Source organism: Agromyces sp. P1_H4 (genome assembly GCF_056405255.1).
Genome location: NZ_JBFUCL010000024.1, coordinates 1 through 19,945 on the forward strand (window position 1 = coordinate 1; position 19,945 = coordinate 19,945).

The 19,945-nt window shown below is 71.0% G+C and carries 21 protein-coding genes; 4 read left to right on the plus strand and 17 right to left on the minus strand.

The genetic code is table 11. The features are described from left to right. Positions 1-69: 69 nt before the first annotated feature. Positions 70-315 carry a CDGSH iron-sulfur domain-containing protein gene (locus AC1DY2_RS03065; protein WP_476761067.1) on the plus strand — a complete coding sequence of 82 codons (246 nt, stop codon included), beginning with the start codon at positions 70-72 and terminating at the stop codon, positions 313-315. Next, positions 315-1,733 (plus strand): M20/M25/M40 family metallo-hydrolase, encoded by a 1,419-nt coding sequence (locus AC1DY2_RS03070; RefSeq protein ID WP_476761068.1) that lies wholly within the window; start codon positions 315-317, stop codon positions 1,731-1,733. The genes AC1DY2_RS03065 and AC1DY2_RS03070 overlap by 1 nt, the downstream gene beginning before the upstream one ends. Before the next feature lie 34 nt (positions 1,734-1,767). On the opposite strand, the gene AC1DY2_RS03075 is transcribed toward AC1DY2_RS03070, so the two are convergent. Next, entirely contained in the window at positions 1,768-1,953 is a 186-nt protein-coding gene (locus tag AC1DY2_RS03075) for a hypothetical protein (protein WP_476761069.1), read from the minus strand. A 167-nt stretch (positions 1,954-2,120) separates the two neighbouring features. Here AC1DY2_RS03075 and AC1DY2_RS03080 point away from each other — a divergent pair, with 167 nt between their 5' ends. Next, positions 2,121-3,380 (plus strand): FAD-dependent oxidoreductase, encoded by a 1,260-nt coding sequence (locus AC1DY2_RS03080; protein WP_476761070.1) that lies wholly within the window; start codon positions 2,121-2,123, stop codon positions 3,378-3,380. A gap of 32 nt (positions 3,381-3,412) precedes the next feature. Here AC1DY2_RS03080 and ispG read toward each other — a convergent pair whose 3' ends face one another. The 16 genes from ispG to AC1DY2_RS03160 form a co-directional block, all read right to left on the minus strand. After that, entirely contained in the window at positions 3,413-4,543 is a 1,131-nt protein-coding gene (gene ispG, locus AC1DY2_RS03085; protein WP_476761071.1) for a flavodoxin-dependent (E)-4-hydroxy-3-methylbut-2-enyl-diphosphate synthase, read from the minus strand. A gap of 76 nt (positions 4,544-4,619) precedes the next feature. Beyond that, on the minus strand, positions 4,620-5,756 hold the full coding sequence (locus AC1DY2_RS03090; protein ID WP_476761072.1) for a YihY/virulence factor BrkB family protein: 1,137 nt from the start codon (positions 5,754-5,756) through the stop codon (positions 4,620-4,622). 229 nt (positions 5,757-5,985) lie between these two features. Then, a complete protein-coding gene (locus AC1DY2_RS03095; protein WP_476761073.1) occupies positions 5,986-6,543 on the minus strand; it encodes a hypothetical protein in 558 nt (185 codons plus the stop codon). 181 nt (positions 6,544-6,724) lie between these two features. Beyond that, on the minus strand, positions 6,725-7,450 hold the full coding sequence (locus AC1DY2_RS03100) for a hypothetical protein (protein WP_476761074.1): 726 nt from the start codon (positions 7,448-7,450) through the stop codon (positions 6,725-6,727). 130 nt (positions 7,451-7,580) lie between these two features. Then, positions 7,581-8,639 (minus strand): alpha/beta hydrolase, encoded by a 1,059-nt coding sequence (locus AC1DY2_RS03105; RefSeq protein ID WP_476761087.1) that lies wholly within the window; start codon positions 8,637-8,639, stop codon positions 7,581-7,583. Between the two features lie 8 nt (positions 8,640-8,647). Next, a complete protein-coding gene (locus tag AC1DY2_RS03110; protein WP_476761075.1) occupies positions 8,648-9,292 on the minus strand; it encodes a CoA transferase subunit B in 645 nt (214 codons plus the stop codon). 1 nt (position 9,293) lies between these two features. After that, positions 9,294-10,064, minus strand: coding sequence for a CoA transferase subunit A (locus tag AC1DY2_RS03115; protein ID WP_476761076.1), 771 nt, complete (start codon positions 10,062-10,064; stop codon positions 9,294-9,296). After that, positions 10,061-10,960 carry an alpha/beta fold hydrolase gene (locus tag AC1DY2_RS03120; RefSeq protein ID WP_476761077.1) on the minus strand — a complete coding sequence of 300 codons (900 nt, stop codon included), beginning with the start codon at positions 10,958-10,960 and terminating at the stop codon, positions 10,061-10,063. Before AC1DY2_RS03120 ends, AC1DY2_RS03115 begins: the two co-directional genes overlap by 4 nt. After that, a complete protein-coding gene (locus AC1DY2_RS03125) occupies positions 10,957-11,703 on the minus strand; it encodes a 3-hydroxybutyrate dehydrogenase (protein WP_476761078.1) in 747 nt (248 codons plus the stop codon). The genes AC1DY2_RS03120 and AC1DY2_RS03125 overlap by 4 nt, the downstream gene beginning before the upstream one ends. After that, positions 11,700-12,383, minus strand: coding sequence for a TetR/AcrR family transcriptional regulator (locus tag AC1DY2_RS03130; RefSeq protein WP_476761079.1), 684 nt, complete (start codon positions 12,381-12,383; stop codon positions 11,700-11,702). The genes AC1DY2_RS03125 and AC1DY2_RS03130 overlap by 4 nt, the downstream gene beginning before the upstream one ends. Continuing rightward, positions 12,380-13,948, minus strand: a complete 1,569-nt coding sequence (locus tag AC1DY2_RS03135) for a class I adenylate-forming enzyme family protein (RefSeq protein WP_476761080.1) — start codon at positions 13,946-13,948, stop codon at positions 12,380-12,382. The genes AC1DY2_RS03130 and AC1DY2_RS03135 overlap by 4 nt, the downstream gene beginning before the upstream one ends. Further along, entirely contained in the window at positions 13,941-15,128 is a 1,188-nt protein-coding gene (locus AC1DY2_RS03140; RefSeq protein ID WP_476761081.1) for a branched-chain amino acid ABC transporter permease, read from the minus strand. Before AC1DY2_RS03140 ends, AC1DY2_RS03135 begins: the two co-directional genes overlap by 8 nt. Beyond that, positions 15,125-16,000 carry a branched-chain amino acid ABC transporter permease gene (locus AC1DY2_RS03145; RefSeq protein WP_476761082.1) on the minus strand — a complete coding sequence of 292 codons (876 nt, stop codon included), beginning with the start codon at positions 15,998-16,000 and terminating at the stop codon, positions 15,125-15,127. Before AC1DY2_RS03145 ends, AC1DY2_RS03140 begins: the two co-directional genes overlap by 4 nt. Continuing rightward, a complete protein-coding gene (locus AC1DY2_RS03150; RefSeq protein ID WP_476761083.1) occupies positions 15,997-16,752 on the minus strand; it encodes an ABC transporter ATP-binding protein in 756 nt (251 codons plus the stop codon). Before AC1DY2_RS03150 ends, AC1DY2_RS03145 begins: the two co-directional genes overlap by 4 nt. Beyond that, entirely contained in the window at positions 16,749-17,504 is a 756-nt protein-coding gene (locus AC1DY2_RS03155; protein ID WP_476761084.1) for an ABC transporter ATP-binding protein, read from the minus strand. The genes AC1DY2_RS03150 and AC1DY2_RS03155 overlap by 4 nt, the downstream gene beginning before the upstream one ends. A 22-nt stretch (positions 17,505-17,526) precedes the next feature. Then, a complete protein-coding gene (locus AC1DY2_RS03160; protein ID WP_476761085.1) occupies positions 17,527-18,729 on the minus strand; it encodes a substrate-binding domain-containing protein in 1,203 nt (400 codons plus the stop codon). Positions 18,730-18,856: 127 nt separating this feature from the next. Here AC1DY2_RS03160 and AC1DY2_RS03165 point away from each other — a divergent pair. Next, positions 18,857-19,945: acetyl-CoA C-acetyltransferase (locus AC1DY2_RS03165; protein WP_476761086.1), on the plus strand; the 1,089-nt coding region annotated here is incomplete at its 3' end.

Here is a 19,945-nt window from a genome sequence, read left to right on the forward strand (position 1 = left end):
CGGGCGGCTCTGGGGCGGCCTGCGGGAGCGGTTCGAGCGTGGCGAGTCGGCGCTGAGGATTGCCCTGTCATGAGCGAGGCATCCGCTCACCCCGTCTCGATCACCGCATGTCCCGACGGCCCCCTGCTCGTGCGCGGCGACCTGGAGCTCTTCGACGACGACGGCCAGCCCGTTCAGCCCAACCGGCGGACGTTCGCGCTGTGCCGCTGCGGCGCCTCGGCGATCCGCCCGTTCTGCGACGGATCCCACAAGCTCGTCGGCTTCCGAACGAGTCCGCCGTCGCGGACACCGGCCGTCACCTTCGACGAGGCGTGATGCCCGCCGCTGCGTCGAGCGGGCTGCACGCGGAGGTGCGCGAGCATCGCCGCGAGTTCCTCGACCGGCTCGCGGAGTGGGTGCGCATCCCGTCGATCGCCGGCGACCCCGACTACGCCGCCGCGCTGCCGCAGTCGGCGAACCACCTCGCCGGTCTCTGCCGCGCCGTCGGCTTCCCCCGGGTCGAGGTCTGGCCGCAGGGCGACACCACCGCCGCCGTGTTCGCCGAGTGGCGCGCGGATGCCGCGGCGCCCACCGTGCTCGTCTACAGCCACCACGACGTGCGCGCCGTCATCGGCGAGCCGTGGCGCGAGACGGAGCCGTTCACGCCGGTGGAGCGCGACGGATGCCTCTTCGGCCGAGGCGCCTCGGACGCGAAGGGCCAGGTCATCGCCCACCTCTGGGGTCTTCGCGCGCTGCTCGCCGGCGGCCGCCGCACGCCACCGGTGACGCTGAAGCTCCTCGTCGACGGCGAGGAGGAGCTCGGCTCCCCGAACCTCGCGGACCTGCTCGACGCGCATGCCGCCGACCTCGGGTGCGACCTCATCGTCTACTCGGACACGACCCTGCTCGACCCGGCGCGCCCGGCCGTGACGACCACCGTCCGCGGCATGATCGGCGCGGAGCTCACCGTGCACGGCCCCACGCACGACGTGCACAGCGGGGCGGTCTCGGGACCGTCGCCCAACCCGATCCTCGATCTCGCGACGCTCCTCTCCGCGCTGCACGACGCGGACGGCCGCGTCACCCTGCCGGGCTTCTCCGACCACGTCACGACGCCGACGCCCGAGGAGCGCGAGTCGTACGCGGCCCTCGAGCTCGACGACCGGTGGTGGCTACGAGAGTCCGACACCGGCCGCATCACCGGCGAGCGCGGCTACTCCGTGCCCGAGCTGCTCTGGGCCCGGCCCGCGATCGAGGTGATCAGCGTCAGCGGCGGCGACCTCCAGGAGCTTCCCCGGGCCGTCATCCCCGCATCGGCCAGCGCCGCGCTCAGCATCCGGATCGTGGAGGGCCAGACCCCGGAGGAGGTCGCGGCGCAGCTCGAACGATGGGTGGCCGAGGAGTCGGCGGCACGCGGCATCCGTGCCGAGGTCTCGATCTCACGGAAGACGGCGGAGGCCCCGTACCGCACGCCGGAGCATCCGGCCGTCGAGGCCCTGGCCGAGGCCATGCGCATCGGGTTCGGCGTCGACGCAGTGGGACGGATGGGCAACGCAGGCGGCGGCCCGGCCGAGCTCCTCGCCCGCACGATGGACGCGCCACTCGTCTTCTTCGGAACGGGGCTGATCAGCGACCGCTGGCACGGCTCCGACGAACGAGTGCGCATCGACGTCCTGGAACACGGGGCCGCGACGCTGGCGGCGCTCTGGCCGCTCCTCGCCGACGCGATGCAAGACGAGGACGCGGGCGCCTGAACACCCAGGACGTGATTCCACCCGGTCGGCGCAGTCAGTCCCCGGTGACGTCCTCTTCGTCCTCCATGGCGAACGTCTCGAGGTCATCGCCCGCCGCCGTGGCGGCGTCCCCGGCACCCTCCGCACCCTCGGCGCCCTCGGCGCCCTCGTGCAACGTGCCCGTCCCGTCGGGATAGCCCGCCTCGTCGGGGTACTCGTACTCCGTGCCGTCTCCGCTCATCGCGGTCCCCTTTCGCGATCGGATGCCGCAGTGGGGCATCCGGGTTCGGGCCACGATACCCGGCGACGAGAGGATCGACCACGGGTTGCGGCGATCGGGCGGTTCGGTCACCGGGAGTATGGTGAGCGCGTGAGCCAGACCCCAGGTCGCGTGACGCCGGGCCTCGGATGAGGGTGGGTGTCGTCGGTGGAGGCGCCGCTGGATTGACCACGGCCTGGCTCCTCGAGCGCGAGCACGACGTGACGGTCTTCGAACGCGAGGCCCGGCTCGGCGGCCACGCGCACACCGTCGAGATCGACGTGGACGGACGGCGACTCGGAATCGACGCCGGCTTCCAGTTCTTCGCACCCGGGGCGACATACGCCACCTTCAACCGCCTGCTCGACCTGCTCGGGGTGGCGCGAGCGTCGTACGCCGCGTCGCTCACGGTGTACGACGCGCGGCGAGATCGGCCGGTCGCGATGCCGCCGTTCCGTGCCGGCGCGCCGATCCTGTCGTCATTCAGTCCCACGACCCTGCGCACGCTCATCCGGTTCCGCGCATTCCTCCACGACCTGCCCGCCTTCCTCGCGCGACACGACACGTCCGTCACGGTCGCCGAATACCTCGAACGCGCACGGCTGCCGAGGGCGTTCGTCGACGGATTCCTCCTGCCGTTGCTCTGCTCCTTCTGGTGCGTGGAGCTCGCGGAGTTCCGCGGATTCGCGGCCTACAACGCCCTCTACTACCTGGGATCGAACGCGAACAGCGGGCTCCGAGCGCCCGTGCAGAGCGAGATCCCCGGCGGGATGCGGGTCTACGTCGACGCGCTCGTGAACGACCTCACCCGCACCCGCATCCGTCTGGACTCCGGGATCCGCGGTGTGACGCGCCGTCGCGGGCAGTTCGACGTCGAGCAGCAGGACGGGACGGTGCACACCTTCGATCGGCTCGTCCTCGCGTGCAATCCGCGGCGGGCCGCCGCCCTGATGGACGGGCTCACCGGACATGAGGCGGAACGCGAACTGCTCGGTCGATTCGAGACCTTCGACACGAGGATCGCGATCCACGGCGACCGCCGCCTGATGCCACGGGACGAGGCATCCTGGTCGGTCGTCAACGCGCGGTGGGACCGAGCCCACAGCGCATTGACCGTGTGGGACCCACGGCGTGGCCTTCCCGTGTTCAAGAGCTGGATCACCTACGCGACCGAACTCCCCGATCCGCTCTACGCCGTGGTCACGTATAAGCACGGCATGGTCACGCCCACCTACTTCGATGCGCAGGCCCGGCTCAGGGAGCTGAACGGACGGAACGGGCTGTGGCTCGCCGGGGTCGCCACGCACGACGTCGACTCGCACGAGGGCGCGGTGCGCTCCGCGGTGACGGTCGCGCGCGGCCTCGCGCCCGATTCGTGGCGCCTGCGTCTGCTCTCAGCACAGACCTGAGGTGTCGACGTGCCGCCCGTCAAGGGCCCGCACTACGGCGTGAGTACCTCGGGCGAGCCGACCGGAGCATCCGCGCCCATCTCGTCGGCGATGCGGTTCGCCTCGGCGATGAGCGTCGCGACGATCTCGGACTCGGGCACGGTCTTGATGACCTCGCCCTTCACGAAGATCTGCCCCTTGCCATTGCCGGATGCCACGCCGAGGTCGGCCTCGCGGGCCTCACCCGGACCGTTCACGACGCAGCCCATGACGGCCACGCGCAACGGCACGGTCATGCCCTCGAGCCCGTCGGTCACGTCGTTGGCGAGCTTGTAGACGTCGACCTGCGCGCGCCCGCACGACGGGCAGGACACGATCTCGAGGCGGCGCTCGCGGAGGTTCAGTGACTGCAGGATCTGCAGGCCGACCTTGACCTCCTCGACGGGCGGTGCCGACAGCGAGACGCGGATCGTGTCGCCAATGCCCTCGGAGAGGAGGATGCCGAACGCCGTCGCGCTCTTGATGGTGCCCTGAAACGCCGGGCCGGCCTCGGTCACGCCGAGGTGCAGCGGCCAGTCGCCGCGTTCGGCGAGGAGCCGGTAGGCCTTCACCATGACGATGGGGTCGTTGTGCTTCACCGAGATCTTGAAGTCGTGGAAGTCGTGCTCCTCGAAGAGGCTCGCCTCCCACACGGCGCTCTCGACGAGCGCCTCGGGCGTGGCCTTGCCGTACTTCTGCAGCAGGCGCGGGTCGAGCGAGCCGGCGTTGACGCCGATGCGGATCGAGACGTCGGCCGCCTTGGCACGGCGCGCGATCTCGCCGACCTGGTCGTCGAACTTGCGGATGTTGCCCGGGTTGACGCGCACCGCGGCGCATCCGGCGTCGATGGCCGCGTACACGTAGTTCGGCTGGAAGTGGATGTCCGCGATCACCGGGATCTGGCTCTTCTTGGCGATGATCGGCAGCGCCTCGGCATCGTCCCGGCTCGGCACCGCCACGCGGACGATGTCGCAGCCCGACGCCGTGAGCTCGGCGATCTGCTGCAGCGTCGCGTTGATGTTGGGCGTGGGCGTCGTGGTCATCGACTGCACGCTCACCTGCGCGTCGCCGCCGACGAGCACCTTGCCGACCTTGATCTGGCGCGACTTGCGTCGCGGGGCCAGGACCTCAGGGACTTTGGGCATTCCGAGATTCACAGCAGGCACGTGTCGAGTCTACGTCCGGCCCGCTGGGCGCGGTCTCCATCGAACGGATGCTCCCTCAGCTCCGGGCGCGATCGCGGTCATCCTGCGTCGCGGCGTCGTCCTTCCGGGTCCCATCGCCGTCGTGGTCCCCGCTCCCGTCGCCATCGCCCTCGTGCTCGAGCCGGATCTGCCGGCCGAGCTCGATGTCCTCCTGCTCCTTCTTCTCGGCCTTCTCGCTCTTGCGGGTGTCGCGCGGCGGGAGCTGGATGTCCTCCTCCGCCTCGATGCCCGCCTGCAGCTCACGCCCGCGTTCGAGCTCCGCGTCGAACTCCGCACCGAAGAGCAACGCGCAGTTCGCGAGCCAGAGCCAGAGCAGGAAGACGATGACCCCGCCGAACGACCCGTACGTGCGGTCGTAGTTCGCGAAGTTGGCCACGTAGAGCGCGAAGCCCGCCGACACGATGACGAGGGCGACGATGGCGATCACTGCGCCGAGACTGATCCAGCGGAACTTGGGCTGCTTCGCGTTCGGCGTGGCGTAGTACAGGATCGCGATGGCGAGGATCAGCGCGAGCGCGAGCACCGGCCACTTCGCGATCTCCCAGACGACTCTCACGGCCTGGCCGACGCCGAGCGCGTCCCCGAGGGCATCCGTGACCGGTCCCGAGATCGCGAGGATCACCGCGATGATGACGACCAGCACGAGGGTGATGATGGTGACGAGGAGCTGCATGGGCCGCAGCTTCCAGAACGGGCGGCCCTCGTCGATCTCGTAGATCTGGTTCATCGCGCGGCTGAAGGCGCCGACGTATCCCGAAGCCGACCAGATGGCGATCAGGAGTCCGGTGACGAAGCCGAGGCCCGCCGCCGGCGATGCGCTGAAGTCCTCGATCGGCTCACGGATGATGTCGAGGGCGTCGCTGGGAGCGAACTGCTCGACGATCTTGAAGAGTCCGTTGATCGCGCGCTGGCCCTGGCCGACGAGCGCGAGCAGCGAGGTCAGCGCCAAGAGGCCCGGGAAGAGCGCGAGCACGCCGTAGTAGGTGAGCGACGCCGCGCGGTCGGGGCACTGGTCGTCGACGAACTCGCGGAAGCTCTTGCGGAACACGTACTTCCACGAGCGCTTCGTCACGTCGCCAGGCGAGTCGGGCTTGCGGCTGTCGTCGGGCGACGGTGCGTCCGACCGCTCCTGGCTGGTCCCCTTCTCGTCCACGATGTCCTCCTCGATCCACGGATGCGACGAGGCGACGTCATGCCGGACGGAAGGGCGCCGACCTCTCCGGGCGTGCTCGGCCCGTGCTTCCAGTGTTCGATGCGGCTCGAAGCGGCGATAGACCCTCCCGCCGCCGAGAACCAGCCGCTATAGTGCGGGCCGTTCCTCCTCGGACTCGCGCGAACGGATGCCGCTCAGGCCAGGCCGATCTGGCGCAGTGGCGTCCGCCTCAGACGCGGCCGACGCCGATATTGACAGGCGCCGAGATCTGGACCTCCGACTCGCTCCCCGGAGCCTGCACGACGACCGAGTAGGCGTTCACCTTTCCCTCGATCTCGGGTGGGCCGAGCTCGGGCCCGGTCTCCACGGCGATCTCGACGAACGGGCCGTCGGGATGCGGCTGCCCGAGCCCGGCGGCGAGTTCCTCGAGGTCCCCGCCCACCGCGAAGCCCGGGGTGGTCGTGATGGCCACGCCGCGCGCCTCAGGACCGGCAACCTGCACGAACAGGTTCATGTCCACGTAGTCGGGGCGGTCATCGGGTATCCACACGGACCGGTCGTCCTCGGCGAACTGGCCCATGTGATCGTCGCGGACCTGGAATCCGTCCCAGCGAAAGACCGTGGCCGGCCGCGATTCGCAGCAGCGCCCGGGAAACTCCTCGACCACAGGCTCCCCACCGAAGGCCACGCTCAGAACGCCGACGATCTCCTCGGCCGTCAGATCGTAGGAGAGTGTCTGCACGACGGCGCCCGAGGCGTCCTGCAGGTCGAGCTGCTCCGGACGCACGACGATCGTGGCGATGACCGGCTCACCTCCTTCGCCTCCGGTCGGCGTCGGGCCCGACTCAGCGAAGGGCGTCGAGGACGAACCGGTCTCAGCCGGGGGCGCGTCCCGATGCACCCGGTGAACGCCATGGCGAGGATGACGGCCACAGCCGCGAGGGCACTGGTCCGGATCACGCGGCTCATCAGGCGCAGCCGTCCTCGTGCACCGACATGGGCGCGCCGATCCGCGCGATGAAGGCCTCGGCCTCATCGGGCTGGAAGTCGACACTCACCTTCTGCACGTGCTCGGTGCCGTCGGGCCACGTCTCGGGTTGGGAGATGAAGTCCACGTAGGGTCCCGAGCAGCCCGACGGGTTCGTCTGGATCGCGGGATCGCTCGTCAGGTCCGCCCACGACCCGCCGACCTGGCGTCCGCCGAGGTCGGTCAGCGCGACGCCGAATGCTTCGGGAGCCGTGAACTGCACCCGGAACGCAGGGAGGTAGAGGTTCGACCCGGCCGATTCCACGTCGGCCCAGTTGTCGACGTAGCGCATCTCCCAGAGCGTGAAGCCCGCCCAGCGGTGGGCGGTGCTGGGAGCGTCATGGCTGCTGCCTCGATACTCCTCGTCCGTCGGCACCGACCCGAAGACCACCGTGAACGCGTCAAGCGCCGCCGACGGGTCGGAGAGATAGCCCAGCTCGGTGACGACGGCGCCTTCCCGATCGACGAGTTGCAGCGCCTCAGGACGCATCACGAGCGTCGTGACCGTGGACAGCGGATCGACGGGGACCTCGGTCGGCGTCGGAGACGCCGCAGCCGCCGGCGAGGCCGGCGAAGGCGACACGACCGGCGACGGCGCAGCGCATCCGGTGAGGACGAGCAGCAGCGCGGCGACGAGCGAGACTCGGGCTGAAGTGAACCGAGGCATGGAACTCCGAATCAGGAAAGCGGAGGCATCCGTCCGATGCCCGTGCGAAGATCATGCCAGCAACGCGACCCGCGGGATCACGAGTGCGCGCAACGAATCGGCAACACTTCGCCGTCCGCCGACGCCGGGTTCAGGCTTCGAGGAGCTCCAGCAGCGCCGCCCGGAACTCGGCCGGCTTCTCGAGGTGCGGCGAGTGGCCGCAGTGCCCGAGCTCGAGCTCCCTGACCGCGCCGCCCTCGGCGGCGTAGCGATCGAGCACCGCCCGGGTCTGCGCGAGCATCGGCTGCGCGGGGGCGACGTCGTCGCCGGGCCAGCCCGGGATGATGCCGGCCTTGCCGAGTTGGTTGAGGTCGAAGAACGACGCGTCGCCGACGATCGCGTCCTGCGCACCGTGGATCCAGAGGATGGGCGGCTTGGGCTCCACCTCGACGATGGCCGACGTGTCGAACACGGTGGGCGCCATCGTGTTGAGCACGCCGCGGGTTCCCGGCGCGAAGCCCGGCCACGAATCGGAGGGTGTCGCGTCGCCGGGGTAGTGGTCGAGGCCGGTGCGCGTCGACAGCATCGACTCGACCCAGATGTCCTCGTACTCCGACGCGAATCCGGGCGCGACATAGCTCGAGCGGTACACCGCCCGCGGCGAGCCCTGGTCGTCGGATCGGTCGCCCGCGGCCAGCCTCGCCACGAAGTCAGGATTCGCTCCCCCGCCGCCCGTGCCCGCCGCATCCGTCGTCAGCAGCGAGCCATCGAGGGCCGTGCCGCCGAACCCGTAGGGCGACACCGTCGACTGCAGCGTCAGGCTGGCGACGAGCTCGGGGCGGTCGAGCAACAGCTGCATCGCCACGCCCCCGCCCATGCTCCACCCGACGAGGTGCACGGCACTGAGACCGAGCTCGTCGATCACCGACGCGACGTCGTCGGAGAAGTCGCGCACGCCGCGGCTCGCGTCGACGGGCAGCGGGTCGCTGTCGCCGAATCCGCGCAGGTCCACGGCGATGGCACGGATGCCGCGGGGCAGGTCGAGCATCGTCGGCTGCCAGAACAGCGACGACGACACGTTGCCGTGCACGAACACCACGGTGCGCACCACATCGGCCGCGGCATCCGCCTCGCGCTCGAGCACGTTGGCCGTGAGTCGCGGAGTGGTGACCCGCTGCACCCGGATGCCGGGGAAGATCGTCTCGACCATCGCCGCGCTCACTCCGACACGGCGTTGGTGTCGAGCGGCGGCTCGGTGGCGGCGACGACCTCGTCGACGGTGACGCCCGGCGCGCACTCGACGAGCACGAGTCCGTCGGAGGTGACGTCGATGACGGCGAGGTCGGTGATGATGCGGTCGACCACGCCCTTGCCCGTGAGGGGCAGGGAGCACTGGTTCACGATCTTCGGCGAGCCGTCCTTCGCGACGTGCTCCATGAGCACGATGCGCCGGCGCGCGCCGTGCACGAGGTCCATCGCGCCGCCGGGGCCCTTCACCATCTTGCCGGGGATCATCCAGTTCGCGAGGTCGCCCGTGGCCGACACCTGCATGGCTCCCAGGATGGCCGCGTCGATCTTGCCGCCGCGGATCATGCCGAAGCTCGTCGCGGAGTCGAAGTAGGCGGCGCCCGGGAGCACCGTGACGGTCTCCTTGCCGGCGTTGATGAGGTCGGGGTCGACCTCGTCGTCGGTCGGGTACGGCCCGACGCCGAGGATCCCGTTCTCCGACTGCAGCAGGATGGTGACGCCCTCGGGCACGTAGTTCGGCACGAGCGTGGGAAGCCCGATGCCGAGGTTGACGTAGGAGCCGTCGCCGAGCTCCCGGGCGGCCCGGGCGGCCATCTCGAATCGCGTCAGCGCCATCTCAGTTCTCCCTCACGGTGCGCCGCTCGATGCGCTTCTCGATGTCGGTGCCGACCACGATCATGCGGTCGACGTAGATGCCGGGCAGGTGCACGGCGTCGGGGTCTAGGTCGCCGGGCTCGACGAGCTCCTCGACCTGCGCGATGCAGACGCGCCCGGCCATCGCGGCGAGGGGCGAGAAGTTGCGCGCCGACTTGTCGAACACGAGGTTCCCGAAGCGGTCGCCCTTCAAGGCGTGCACGAGGGCGAAGTCGGTCGTGATCGCCTCTTCGAGCACGAACTCACGGGGCTCGCCGGCGAACTCGAACGTCTGCACGGGCTTCGGCGGGCTCGCGATCGCGATCGACCCGTCGGACTGGTAGCGCCGCGGCAGCCCGCCCTCGGCGACCTGCGTGCCGACTCCCGTCTGCGTGAAGAACGCCGCGATGCCGCTGCCGCCCGCACGGAGCTTCTCTGCGAGGGTGCCCTGCGGCGTCAGCTCGAGTTCGAGCTCGCCCGAGAGGTACTGGCGCTCGAACTCCTTGTTCTCGCCGACGTACGACGAGGTCATCTTGGCGATCCGCTGCTGCGCGAGCAGCACGCCGAGGCCCCAGTCGTCGACGCCGCAGTTGTTCGAGACGACGGAGAGCCGGTCGACGCCCGCATCGAGCAGCGCCTGGATCAGCACCATCGGGATGCCGCAGAGCCCGAACCCGCCGACGGCGAGGCTGGCTCCTGATGGGATGTCGGCGACCGCCTCTTGAGCGGACCCGACGACTTTGTCGAGTGTCACGATGCACCTTCCTGTGTGTCCGTCGCCTCGATGCGGGCGCGGATGACGGGGATCACGCTACCCGCACCCGCCTCCGACATGACGATGGTGTAGTGGTTGACGTCGGCGACGTCATGGACGACGAGCTGGGGCATCCGCTCGGCCCACTCGGCGACGATGGACTCGGGATAGAGCGGCGCCGCGTCGAGCAGGCCGCGGGGCGCGCGGAAGAAGTCGACCGGGCCGGGAGCGGCCAGGAGGGCCCGGCCGTAGCCCGCGGAGCCGTCGAGCTCGACCGCGTTCACGGCGACCGCGWCGGCGCTCGCCGAGCTGCGCAGCGACGGCTCCTCGCCGACGATGTCGTAGTCGACGTACGCCTCGATCGCGCTGTTCCAGTACGGGCCGAGGGCCGGATGCCGCCGCCAGAAGTCCACGTAGGCGCCACGACTCGGGAAGGTCATGGAGAGCCGCTCGAGCGCGGGACCGAGCAGCACCGCCGGCAGGTCGTCGGGCGCGATGCCGTCGGGATTGGGCACCGGCAGTCCGCCGTCGATGAGGGCGAGCCCGGCCACACGGTCGGGGTGCCGCTCGGCGAAGCGCACCGACACGAACGCGCCCATCGAGTGGCCCACCACGAAGACCCGTTCGACGCCCTGCGCATCCAGGACCGCCGCGAGGTCGTCGGCGTGCTGGACGAGCCCATAGGGCGCCGGGAGGGCGTGGCTGCGTCCGCGTCCGCGCAGGTCGGGCGCGATCACCCGCCGGTCGGGGAGCGCCGCCGCGAAGAGGTCCCAGTTGCGGTGGGTGGCCGTGATCCCATGCACCGCGAGCACGGGCGTGCCCGCGGCATCCGGTCGCCATTGTCCGCCCGCGAGCGAGCCGCCGGCGACGGGCGCGGCGAATGCGGTGTCGCTCATCGTGCGCTCCATCCGCCGTCCATCGTGTAGCTCGCACCCGTGACCATTCCGGCGTCGGGGCCGGCGAGCCACAGGGCGAGGCTCGCGACCTCGGACGGCTCGACGAGGCGCTTGATCGCCGACTCGGTGAGCATGATCTTCGGCACCACCTCCTCCTCGGAGATGCCGTGCAGGCGCGCCTGGTCGGCGATCTGCTTCTCGACGAGGGGGGTGCGCACGTAGGCGGGGTCGATGCAGTTGGACGTGACCCCGTGCGGGCCGCCCTCGAGCGCGGTGACCTTCGACAGTCCCTCGAGGCCGTGCTTGGCGGCGACGTAGGCCGACTTGAACGCCGACGCGCGCAGCCCGTGCACGCTCGAGATGTTGATGATCCGGCCGAAGCCGCGCTCGTACATACCCGGCAGGGCGGCGCGGATCAGCAGGAAGGGCGACTCGAGCATGAGCCGCAGGATGAGCGCGAACCGCTCGGGCTCGAAGTCCTCGATCGGACGAACGTGCTGGATCCCGGCGTTGTTCACGAGGATGTCGGCCTCGAGCGAGAGGTCGGCGAGCGCAGCGGTGTCGCCGAGGTCGACCTGCCAGGCCTCCCCGCCCAGTTCGTCGGCGACCCGCTCGGCGGCCTCGCCGTTCAGGTCGGCGATCACGACGCGCGCTCCGGCCGCCGCGAAGGCGCGCGCGCACGCCTCGCCGATGCCGCTCGCGCCACCGGTCACGACGGCGCGCCGCCCGCTGAGATCGGTCACGATTCCTCCTTGTCGGGCGCGTCCTCGCGCCGGTCTCCTGCGAGCTCGGGGCGGCCGAGGGCTCCCCCGATGAAGCGCATCATCTCGTCGAGCACGTGCTGGGGCACCTCGCGGGTGCCGCTCGCGGTGGGGTCGGCGTCGTCGCCGGGCGCCGCGTCGCCGTCGCCCCAGAGCACCCAGCGCATGCCGATCATCTCGCCGATGCCCATGAGGGCCCAGGCCGCCACCGTGGGGTCGATGTCGCCGATCTCCCCGTCGTCGGCGGCGTCGCGGAGCCCGTCGATGTAGCCCTCGACGATGCGCGTGTAGTGCAGCCGCAGCGCGTCGGGCGAGACGAGCTCGGCCTCGCGGACGACGCGGTAGAGCGCCGGATGCTCCGCGGTGAACCGGAAGAACGCGGCGAAGCCGGCCCGCTCGGCCTCGAGCCGGCTCGATGCGCCCCGAGAGCCTTCGCTCATGGCCTGACGGACACGACGGTTCAGGTCTTCCACGAGCTCGTTGAAGATGTCGAGCTTCGTGTCGAAGTACAGGTAGAAGGTGCCCTGGCCGACGCCGGCGCGATCGGTGATGCGCGAGACGGATGCCTCGTGGTAGCCGTGCTCGGCGAACACGCGCTCGGCCGCGGCGAGCAGCCTGCGGCGTGTCTCGACCCCGCGGGCGGTGCGCGGTGCGGCGCTCATCGCGCTTCCTCCGATCCGACGGATGCCGCGGTGTAGCCGGCTGTGCGCTCGGCGAGCACGCGGCGCAGCACCTTGCCCGCCGTGGACCGCGGGAGCTCGTCGACGAAGTGCACCTCGCGCGGCACCTTGTAGCGGGCGAGGGACGCGGAGGCGAACTCGACCAGCTCCGCGGCATCCGTCGCCCGGCCACGGTGCGCGACGACCCAGGCCGCGCCCGCTTCGCCCCACCGCTCGTCGGGTACGCCCACCACGGCGACATCGGCGACGGCCGGATGCCCCATGAGGACGGCCTCGACCTCTGCGGGGGCGACGCCCTCGCCGCCCGAGATGTAGATGTCCTTGATGCGATCGACGATCGTGAAGAACCCGTCGGCGTCGCGGCGCACGAGATCGCCGGTGCGCAGCCATCCATCGACCAGGGTCGCCTGCGTCGCAGCGGAGTCGCGGAAGTACCCCGCGAACACCGACGGCCCCTGCACGAGCAGTTCGCCCTCGGCCGCGCCGTCGAGGTGCTCGCCCGTCGCGGGATCGGCGACCGCCACGTCGACGTGAGGATACGGCTTGCCGGCCGAGCCGGCGCGCACGCGCGCGTCCTCGTCGGGGAGGCACAGCACGTTCGGCGACGCCTCGGTGAGTCCGTACCCCTGGGTGAGCGCCACCCCGCGTGCGTGCCAGGTGCGCAGCAGCGCGGGCGGCATGGGGGCGCCCCCCACGATCGCGTGCGCGAGGCTCAACAGGTCGGTGCCGGCGAAGTCGGGATGCTGCGCGAGGAAGAGGTAGTTGGCGGGCACGCCCATCATGGTCGTGATGCCGCGCTCCTGGATCAGGTGCAGCACCCGGCCGGGATCGAAGGTGCGCTCGAGCACGACCGTGGCTCCCGTCCACCAGGCCAGCAGCGGCTGGATGTTCCACCCGCCGACGTGGTACTGCGGGAGGACCGCGAGCACGGTGTCGCCCGCGCCGATCTCGGCGATGCGCGAGAGCGAGAGGTTCGTGAAGAAGCAGTTGCGATGCGTGAGCACGGCACCCTTGGGAGTGGCGGTCGTGCCCGAGGTGAAGATGATGAGCAGCGCGTCGTCGTCGGCGACGTCGCGACGGGTTCCGGATGCCGCGCGGCGGGCGTCGACGGCTGGCGGGGGCACCTCCGCCTCGACCCCGTGCGCACCGAGCGGCGCGTTGGGGATGCGCTGCGGCAGGCGTGACAGTGTCGCCCGCGCGAGCGACTCGAACTCGCTCTCGAGGAGGAGGAGCGCCGGGTCGGCGATCTCGAGCTGTTCGGCGAGCTCGCGCGGGGCCAGCCGCCACGACAGCGGCACGAGCACGAGGCCGGCCTTGGCACAGGCGAAGAACAGCACGACATGGTCGGCGCTGTTGCCGGTGATCGTCGCGATGCGGTCGCCGATCGCGTAGCCGGCCGCTCGGAACGCCTCCGCGAGCCGTTCCGAGCGGGCGTCGAGCTCGCGATACGTCACGACGACGCCGCGGTCGTCGATCGCGATGCGCTCGGGGGTGGCGCGGGCTCGGTCCCGGGTCCAGCGTCCGAGCGTGTTCAGGCCGTCAGGCATCCACGGCCTCCTCCGTCTCGACCGGATGCTGCTTCCGGCCCGTGCTGATGCGCTGCGGGATTCCCGCGATCCCCCCGGGAAGGAACAGCACCACGAGGATGAACAGCGTGCCCAGGATGAACAGCGGCTCGGACAGCGGCACCCGGAGCACGGCGGGCAGTCCGGCGATGACGTCGGAGCCCGCGAGCGCCGTGAGCCGCTGATCGAGCAGTGTGTAGACGATACCGCCCACGATCGCGCCCCAGCGATAGCCCACTCCCCCGAGCACCACGATGACGAGGAGCGTGAGCGTGAAGTCCGCCGTGGCGATGCGCGGCGAGGCGCCCGACTGCAGCAGGAGGTAGCCCATGCCGGCGATCGCGGCGAGCACCGACGCGACGATGAAGACGAGCAGCTTCACGGTGTAGGGCCGCAGGCCGATGACGCGCACCCGCAGTTCGTTCTCCCGAACTGCCTCGGCCACGCGACCGGCGCGGCTGCGCTCGACCCACAGCACGACCAGGTACACGAAGACGAGCACGCCGAGCGCGAGCCAGTAGAGGTTCCGGGTGTTCACCACGCCCACGAGCGCGTCGGGCACGTGCTCGATGTCGAGCGAGAGCCCCTCGTCGCCGCCGGTCGCGCCGCCCGGGTTGCGCCGGATGAGCACCGACCCGGCCTGCGCGAACGCGAGCGTGACCATCGCGAACGAGATGCCGGTGACCCGCAGGGCGAGCGAACCGACGGTCGCGGCCAGCACGATGCCGAGCACGAGCGTGACCGCGATCGAGCCGACGAAGATGAGCTCGCTCGGCCAGCCGACCGGCGCGAACGCGTCGAGGGTCATGCCGAGCCCGTAGGCGCCCGCGGCGAAGAACAGCGCGTGGCCGAACGAGAGCAGCCCGGCGAGCCCGAACATCATGCGGTAGCTCAGGGCGAGCGCCGCGATGAGCATCGCGTAGGCGAGCAGCTGCAGGGTCCCGGGCGTGTAGGTCGGGCCGGGCAGCACGCCCGGGAGATCGAGGGCGAGCAGCGGCAGGATGGCGAGGACGACGACGAGGGCGACGCCCCCGCCGATCAGGAGCAGCGTGCGACGGCCGGATGCCACGGCCGAGCGCTCGCCTGAGTCGGCCCGCTCGACGGGGTCGACGGGGTCGACCCCGCGCGTCGGCGACGCGGCATCCGTTCTCTGCGGGTTCATGCKACCTTCCCCATGAGTCCACGCGGGCGCACGAGCAGCACCGCGGCGAGCGCGACGACCACGACGAGGTCGCCGGTGCCGCCCAGGTAGTAGTTGGCGAACTGCTGCAGCACGGCGACGAGCACCGACGCGATCGCCGCCCCGGTGAGCGACCCCAGCCCGCCGATCACCGTGACGATGAAGGCGAAGATGAGCAGCACCGAGCCGAGGTGCGCCGACACGTAGCCGTAGTAGACCGAGGCGAGCACGCCCCCGAGCCCGGCCGCCGCCCCGCCGATCGCGAAGACGATCGTGAACGACCGACGGACGTCGATGCCGAGCGCGGTGACCATCGACCGGTTCTCGACGCCGGCGCGGATGATGAGCCCGTACCGGGTGCGCTGGAGGAACAGCACGATGCCGGCGAGCACCAGCGCGGCGCAGGCGATGAGCAGGAACCGGTCGTTCGGGATCTTCGCCCCGAGGATCTCGGTGGTCTGGCCGAGCCACTCGGGCTTCTGCGTGTAGATCGGGTCGGTGCCCCAGATGCCCTCGAACAGGGCCACGCTCGCGAGCGCGAGGCCGACGGTGACGAGCGCCTGCTCGATGTGGCGTTCGTAGAGCCGGCGGATGAGGAGGTACTCCGTCGCCGCGGCCACGACCGCGCCCACGACCATCCCGACGACGGCCGAGACGGCCAGGCCCGCCCAGGTGCCGTCGGAGACGCGGCGCCCGACCTCCCAGCCGAGGAACGCCGAGATCGTGAGGAACGAGCCGTGCGCGAAGTTCAGCACGCCCATGAGCCCGTAGATGAGCGACAGGCCGCTGGCGACGAGGAAGTACAGTGCGCCGAGGCCGAGCCCGGTGATGAGGAGCAGTAGCAGCGTGCTCATCGTGCCCCTCCCTTCGAGGCGTCGCGTTCGTGCGGGGCATCCCTGCCGTCTGCGGCGTCGTGGACGCCCAGGTAGCGCTGGATCCGGTCCTCGTCATCGAGCAGGTCGGATGCCGCGCCGGTGAACACCACCCGGCCGCCCGAGAGCACGACGACGCGCTCGGCGAGCCTGCGCACCACCTGCAGGTTCTGCTCGACGAGGAGGATCGGCACGGTGGTCGCCGCCTCGGCGAGCGCCGCCGCCACCTCGTCGACGATGCGGGGCGCGAGCCCCTTCGTCGGCTCGTCGACGAGGAGCAGCCGGTTCTCGTTCACGAGTGCGCGGGCGAGGGAGACCATCTGCTGCTGTCCTCCCGAGAGCGTGCCCGCACGTTGCGCCCGCCGTTCCACGAGGTCGGGGAAGAGGCGATCGACGAGGTCGCGGCGCGGCCGGTCGTCGCGCTCGGCGAGGCGGAGGTTCTCGGCGACGGTCAGTGCGCCGAAGACCTCGCGGTCCTCGGGCACGTAGCCGACGCCGCGCTGCACGATCCGGTGGGTGGGCAGTCGGTCGACGCGCGTGCCGGCGAGGCGAACTTCGCCGGTGCGTTCGATGAGGCCGAGGATCGACCTGATCGTCGAGGTCTTGCCGACGCCGTTGCGTCCGAGGAGCGCCGTGACGCCGAGCGCCGGGACCTCGAAGGACACGTCCTCGACGACCTGCTGGCCGGCGATGCGGCCGCTCAGCCGGTCGACGACGAGGATGGGCTCGCTCACACCGACTCCCCCAGGTAGGCGGACTGCACGGTCGGGTTCGCCATGACGGCCTCCGGGGTGTCGACGGCGAGGAGCGCGCCGTGGTGCATGACCGCGACGCGGTCGACGAGGCCGAGCACGACCTCCATGTGGTGCTCGACCATGAGCACGGTGCGCCCGCCGCGGTGGAGGCCCCGGATGACCTCGGTGATCGCGGGCACGTCGCCCGACGCGACCCCGGCCATCGGCTCGTCGAGCAGGACCACCTTCGGATCCATGGCGATGAGCATGGCGATCTCGACCTTGCGCTTCTCGCCGTGGGCGAGCCCTGAGGCATCGGCATCGGCGCGATCGGCAAGGCCCACCTCGGCGAGGGCGTCGAGCGCGGCGCGGGTCGCGGCATCCGTGCGACGCGGGGTGCGGAACACGGATGCCGCGTGGCCGGCATGCGCCTGGGCGGCGAGTCGCACGTTCTCGAGCACGGTGAGCGCCGGGAACAGGCTCGACGTCTGGAACGTGCGCCCGAGGCCGGCCTTCGCACGCCGGTGGATCGGTTCCCGCGTGACCTCCTGGCCGTCGAGGAGGACGGCGCCCTCGGTGGGTCGCACCACTCCCGAGATCACGTTGAAGAGCGTCGTCTTGCCAGCGCCGTTCGGGCCGATCACTCCGAGCATCTCGCCCGCGACGACCTGGAGCGACACGTCGTGCAGGATGCGCGCCCCGCCGATGCGAAGGCCGACGTGCTCGAGCGCGAGCATCGGGTGGTCGGTCATGGCTGCTCTCGGGTCCGTTCGGTCACTCGCCGGCGACGGGCGGGGCGACCGTCTCGGCGTCGATGGTGTCGACGAGCTCGGGCGCCCAGTTCGCGCCGTCCTGCACGAGCTTGGCCTGGTACATGGGCTGGATCATGGCGTGGTCCTCCTCGCGCACCGTGATCTCGCCCTTGACCGAGTCGAAGGACCAGCCCTCGAGTGCGTCGATCATGCCGTCGACGGTGTCGCCGCCCTCGCGCACGGCCTGCACGATCATCTGCGCGGCGACGAAGCCGTCGGGCGAGAAGAGGTCGGGCGTCTCGTCGTTCGTCTCGAGGTACTCGATCATGGCGGCCTCGGCGTCGGTGCCGGCCGCACCGCCGAAGTAGTGGTTGAGGAACGAGATGTCGTCGGATGCGTCGCCGTACGCGCCGTACGTCGCCGCGTCGCCGAGACCCGTGACCACCGGTGCCGCGTCGAAGACGCCCTGCTGCGCGAGTGCCGTCCACATGGCGCCCGAGGAGGCGCCGGCCCAGGCGACGAAGACGAGGTCGGGCGACGCGGCGAGCAACTGCTGCGCGAAGGGCGTGAACTCGGTGGCGTCCTCGGCGACGAGCACGCCCTCGACGTTCGCGCCCTGGCCGCCGAGCACGGCCTGCACCGCGGCGAGGTTGCCCTGGCCGAACGCGTTGTCCTGAGCGAAGACGACGACCTTCTTGCCGTCGGGGTCGCCGATGAACGTGCCGGCGGTGGCGACGTCCTGGTAGGTCTGCCGGCCGGACCGGAACGTGTAGTCGTTCACGCCGGTGATCGCATCGGCCGCAGCGGGGCCCGAGATGTAGAGGATCTTGTTCTGCTCGGCCTGCTCGGCGAGTGCCGTCGCGATGCCCGACGCCGCGGTGCCCGCGAGGATCTGGTAGCCCTGGCCGATGAAGTCCTTGGCCTTGGAGACCGCGGTGTCGGGGTTGCCCTGGTCGTCGGCCCACTCGATGTCGAGCTCGCGGCCGTCGACGGCGCCGGTGCCGTCGGTGGCGTAGTCGAGCCCGGCCTCGAACCCCGCCGTGTAGGCGGCGCCGTACGCGGCGAGCGGCCCCGTCTGGCTCGTGAGCATCGCCACCTTGACCGGGGCTCCGGCGTCGGTCGCCCCGGCGTCGCCGCCCGTGGCCGCGGTCGGGGCGCACCCGACGAGCGCAATGGATGCGGCGGCGATGACGGCCGTCGCGAGGTACTTCTTCGTAACCCGCATGTGAGTGCCTCTCAACAGTGAATGGCTGGACGTGTGCTCCAGAACCTGACAGGTGGTTCAGGTCTCAGGAAAGTACAATAGGGTCGAACACGCAACGCTCGCAACCCGAACGAAGGAGTCCCGGAACATGAGCATCCCCGACGTCGTCATCATCGCGGGGGCTCGCACGCCGTTCGCCCGCATCAACGGCAACCTCGCGGGCCAGACGGCGGTGCAGCTCGGCACGGCCGCCATCCGCGGCGCCCTCGAGCGCGCCGGCGTCTCCCCCGACGACGTCGACGCCGTGATCATGGGTCAGGTCCTCCAGGCCGGCGCCGGCCAGAACCCCGCGAAGCAGTCCGCCGTCGCGGCCGGCATCCCGTGGCGGGTGCCTGCGACCACCATCAACAAGGTCTGCCTGTCGGGCTTGGTCGCCATCACGGATGCCGCGCGCATGATCCGCCTCGGCGAGGCATCCGTCATCGTGGCCGGCGGCCAGGAGTCGATGACCAAGGCGCCGTTGCTCGTGCCGGGATCCCGCAAGGGCTGGGCCTACGGCAGCGTCGAGATGCTCGACCACGCCGCCTACGACGGCCTCACCGACGCGTTCGACCAGGAGTCGATGGGCGCGTCGACCGAGCGCTTCAACGCCCGCTACGGCCTCACCCGCGAGGAGCAGGACGAGATCGCGGCCGCATCGCACGCGCGCGCGGGACGGGCGCAGGCCGACGGCGTCTTCGACGACGAGATCGTGCCGGTCGAGGTGCCCCAGCGCAAGGGCGACCCGGTCGTCGTCGCCGCCGACGAGGGGGTGCGCCCCGACTCGACCGCCGAGGTGCTCGGCCGCCTTCGTCCGGCCTTCGCCGAGGGCGGCGCCATCACGGCCGGCAACTCTTCACCCCTGTCCGACGGCGCGGCGGCGGTCGTGGTCGCCAGTCGCGAGTGGGCCGAGTCGCGGGGCCTTCCCTGGCTCGCCCTCATCGGCGCCTCCGGCCAGGTCGCCGGGCCCGACAACTCCCTGCACTCGCAGCCGTCCAACGCCATCGCGGCGGCCCTCGAGCGTGAGGGCGCCGCGGCATCCGACCTCGACCTCGTCGAGATCAACGAGGCGTTCGCCGCGGTGTCGTTGCAGTCGATGCGCGACCTCGACCTCTCGGCCGACGTCGTCAACGTGCACGGCGGCGCCATCGCGCTCGGCCACCCCATCGGCGCGTCGGGCGCGCGGCTCGCGCTGCAC